The sequence below is a fragment of the Armatimonas sp. genome, from assembly GCF_964826245.1.
Genome location: NZ_CBAYMC010000332.1, coordinates 1 through 3897, shown reverse-complemented (window position 1 = coordinate 3897; position 3897 = coordinate 1). Strand labels below are relative to the sequence as shown.

3 protein-coding genes and 1 pseudogene are annotated in these 3897 nt (G+C 56.9%); all 4 read left to right on the top strand.

The features are described 5' to 3' along the window. The coding region (locus AC1XOS_RS20855) for an EamA family transporter (RefSeq protein WP_481964136.1) at positions 1–449 on the top strand (449 nt) is incomplete at its 5' end. Next, positions 427–2061, top strand: a pseudogene (gene carB, locus AC1XOS_RS20850) (carbamoyl-phosphate synthase large subunit); the annotation flags it as partial. The gene AC1XOS_RS20855 and the pseudogene carB, both read left to right, overlap by 23 nt. 132 nt (positions 2062–2193) lie before the next feature. Next, positions 2194–3048 carry a DUF1963 domain-containing protein gene (locus AC1XOS_RS20845; RefSeq protein WP_481964135.1) on the top strand — a complete coding sequence of 285 codons (855 nt, stop codon included), beginning with the start codon at positions 2194–2196 and terminating at the stop codon, positions 3046–3048. Between the two features lie 3 nt (positions 3049–3051). Continuing rightward, positions 3052–3819 (top strand): DUF1963 domain-containing protein, encoded by a 768-nt coding sequence (locus tag AC1XOS_RS20840; protein WP_481964134.1) that lies wholly within the window; start codon positions 3052–3054, stop codon positions 3817–3819. Positions 3820–3897: the final 78 nt, after the last annotated feature.

Genomic DNA, 3897 nt, shown 5'->3' with positions numbered 1-3897 from the left:
CAACCTGGCGCGGCGATACAATGGCGCTTCTTCGCGCCGCGCTACACGGCGGATTTCTGACGCTTCTGGGCAAGCAGCTCGCCACGACGCCTGCTCTGAAAGTCACGCTCGGCAATGTCGGCTTCGGGGCACTCTGGAGCCTGCCGTATGTCCTGTGGCGGGGAAGCTCGTTTGCTTGGGCCGCTGTCGCCCCCCAGACCTGGCTCGCCGTCTTCTGGACCGCTGTACCCACCACACTCTTTGGATTTGTCGCCTGGAACGCCGCGGTCGGTAAAGTGGGAACCGTCGCCGCCACCAGCGCCATGTATGCCCTGCCCTTTGCTGCTGCACTGGGCGCATTTGCACTGATTCATGAGCCCATCACCCTTTGGCACGTGCTAGGGGGCGGCTTGATTATTACAGGAATACTCCTGACGAGGAAAAGAAATGCCAAAAGATCCAGCAATTAAGAAGGTAATGGTGATCGGCTCCGGGCCGATCGTGATCGGTCAGGCCGCCGAGTTTGACTACGCGGGGGCGCAGGCGTGCCGTGCGCTCCGTGAGGAGGGCTGCTCGGTGGTCTTGGTCAACTCCAACCCGGCGACCATCATGACCGATGTCGAGATGGCCGATAGAGTCTATATCGAGCCGCTGACCCCGGAGTTCCTGCGCAAGATCATCGAGCGCGAGCGCCCCGACGGCCTCGTTCCCACACTGGGAGGGCAGACGGGTCTGAACATGGCGGCCAAGCTCGCGGAGCTAGGGATTCTCGAAGAGTTCAATGTCAAGCTCCTGGGAACGCAGCTCCGCTCGATCCAGATGGCCGAGGACCGCGAGGAGTTCCGCTCGCTCATGCGGCGCATTGGTGAGCCTGTCCCTGAGAGCTGGATCATTGACTCGGAGGAGTCGCTCCTCGAACTCGCCAAGCAAGAGGGCCTGCCGTGGCCGCTGATCATTCGTCCTGCCTACACGCTTGGTGGCTCCGGCGGGGGAATTGCGCCCACCGTGGACGAAATGCTGGAGATCGCGCGCCGAGGGATGCGCCTCTCGCCGGTGAACCAGGTGATGGTGGAGCGCTACCTCAATGGCTGGAAAGAGATCGAGTACGAGGTCATGCGCGATGCCAACGACACCTGTATCACGATCTGCAACATGGAGAACCTGGACCCAATGGGCGTCCACACGGGAGACTCTATCGTCGTCGCGCCGTCGCAGACCCTCTCGGACAAAGAGTACCAGATGCTCCGCACGGCAAGCCTCAAGATTATCCGGGCGCTGGGGATCGAGGGGGGCTGTAATGTCCAGATGTCGCTTGATCCCAAGAGCTTTGATTACTATATTATCGAGGTGAACCCGAGAGTCTCACGCTCATCGGCGCTGGCCAGTAAAGCCACGGGCTACCCGATTGCCCGCACCGCTGCCAAGATCGCCATTGGCTTGCACCTTGATGAGATCGAGAACAAAGTGACCGGTAAGACCCTCGCCTGCTTCGAGCCCGCGCTCGACTACTGCGTGGTGAAGATTCCCCGCTGGCCCTTTGATAAGTTTGTCAGCGCAGATCGGCGCATCACCACCCAGATGAAGGCCACAGGCGAGGTGATGGCACTGGATCGGTCGTTCGAGAGTGCGCTCATGAAAGCCGTGCGCTCGCTCGAAATCGGCGTTCATAGCCTGCGCTACCGGCACGCCTCAGGCTGGAGCGAGATGCAGCTCGAAAACCTGCTCCGGGTCGCCACCGACGAGCGCCTCTTCGCCATCGCGGAAGCTTTCCGTCGGGGGATGCTGGTCGAGGAAATTGCCAACCTAGCACACTACGATCCATGGTTCTTGGTGAAGATCAAGAACCTGGTGGACATGGAACTTCGGCTAGAGCAAGCGGGCGCAAGCCTCGACAATGCGCTCCTCGCCGAGGCAAAGTCTCTAGGCTTCCCTGATCGTACGATCGCCGAGCTGACGGGGCAAGTAGAGCTTGACATTCGCAACCGCCGTAAGGCTGCTGGAATCATCCCGACCTTCAAGATCGTGGACACCTGCGCCGCCGAGTTTGAGGCCAAAACTCCCTACTACTACTCCTGCTACGAGCCACTGCACGCAGGAGTGAGTGGGGGACAAGATGGGTAGGGCCATCTCTCCGGCTCGCTAGGGCTCGCCACCTCTCTTCCCCTAATGGCTCGTGCCTCGCCGGGAAGAGAGGCTTTTGTTGTAAAATGTGGCATGGCGCATGTTACCAAAGAGATGCTCCGGGAGCGGTTTGATGAAGCAGGATTAGAATCGTTCTGGCCGCAGCTAGAGCCGCTCGTTCGCCCTGCAATCCTTGTAAAATCCTACCATTGCTCCGATGCGACACTTGCCGTGGGACAATCGAAGCGATGGGGTGCACCCGATCTCCCCCCCGAATTCGTCTGGCCAGAGCGTGATGGGAAACCCTGTCCATTTTTATGTCAGATTAATCTAGCGGAAGTAGCCGTTTTCGATACCGAGAAACTCTTGCCTGAGGTCGGGATGCTGAGCTTTTTCCTTCGTGACGAATTTGGCCTAGGCGATATTGACGGCGATCCTGTGTATTACTTTCCTCCTGGCCTGTTGCTGGAGCGTCGCGGCTCGGAGGATATTGCTGAACTGCTTTACTTTCGCTCGACTTGGTCGGTTCCCAACTACCAATCTTCTGGGAAATTAGAGTTTCTCGGAAAGAACACCGAGGCTCGGGAAGCATTTGAGTCCGTGGCTGATGTGCTCTACGACTGGGGTGAGGGGGCACCAGGTGATCCGCTCCACCACTGCGTGGAGTCTGGGAGTCACTTATTGGGGCACGCCGACGACTACCAGGGAGACCATGAGCCGGAGTGTGAACTTGCCTATCTGGGTGTGGTCAAGAACTGTTTTGAAAACCGCCCGGAGAACTACTGTGCCCTCTTGAACCAGGTCGAACTTGCCTCCTATCAGAACTGGCTCTGTCTACTCAAAGACGCCGACTGTGCGGGAGGTGTCTTCACGTTAAATTGCCACATCCGCCGCAACGATCTCGCCCAGGTGGATTTTTCAAAGACAATTACGTTTGCTGTGAACTAGAAGATGAAAACGCGTGCTGAGATTCATGAGGCGATTGTTGCCGCAGGTATGGAAACTTTGCTGGCTGAGCTGGATACAGTGATTGTGCCTGCCATTGATCTTTTGGACTATGGACTTCGTGGAGATGCCATTCCTACCGGTGGCTCCAAGCGCTACGGAAAACCGGATCTGCCTCCCGAGTTTTCCTGGCCGTGTGACCAATCTGATCAACCTTGGGGATTTGTAGCGCAATTCAATCTGGAGGAAGCTGCACGTTTCGATGTTGAGAAGCAGTTACCTGCATCTGGTCTCATTTCGTTTTTCTTGAGCCTGTATGGGGAGGGAAGGAATCAGATTGGTGCTTGCGGGGTTTTCTACTTCCCCGAACTCGCATCCCTAAAACGACGGGAGTTTCCTGAAGGCCACTTTACGGGGCATAGTGAAACGAGTGTTCAATACTGGCCGTGTTGGAGTGCCCCTTGTGGAGGAGATTATCCAGGTGCGAAGCTAGAGTTTAATATAATTGAGGACATGCGAAATGGTGACACGCAGCTTCTGGGGCATCCTGATGACTACCAGGGAGAGTTGGAGCCGTTGTGTGAGGAGATCTATACCGGGCGACCTATGCGTGAGCTTTCCACTGAAGGGCGACGGCAAACGTATCGTGACTGGGTTTGCCTGTTCAAGGAGTCAGAGTTTAGCGGCGGGGTGTTTACCCACAATTGGCTGATTCGACGAGAGCATCTGGCAGTGGCGGATTTCTCCAAAGTAATTCGGATTGATGTGAACTAGGGATGAGAATACACGGCGAGCCGCTGTGCATAAAAATCTTAGGGGCGCATGATGGCTAGGGGAGTTTAGCAAAACGGG

Coding starts and splice junctions, on each gene's coding strand:
- AC1XOS_RS20845 (WP_481964135.1), top strand. CDS start 2,194: ATGGCGCATGTTACCAAAGAGATGCTCCGGGAGCGGTTTGATGAAGCA.
- AC1XOS_RS20840 (WP_481964134.1), top strand. CDS start 3,052: ATGAAAACGCGTGCTGAGATTCATGAGGCGATTGTTGCCGCAGGTATG.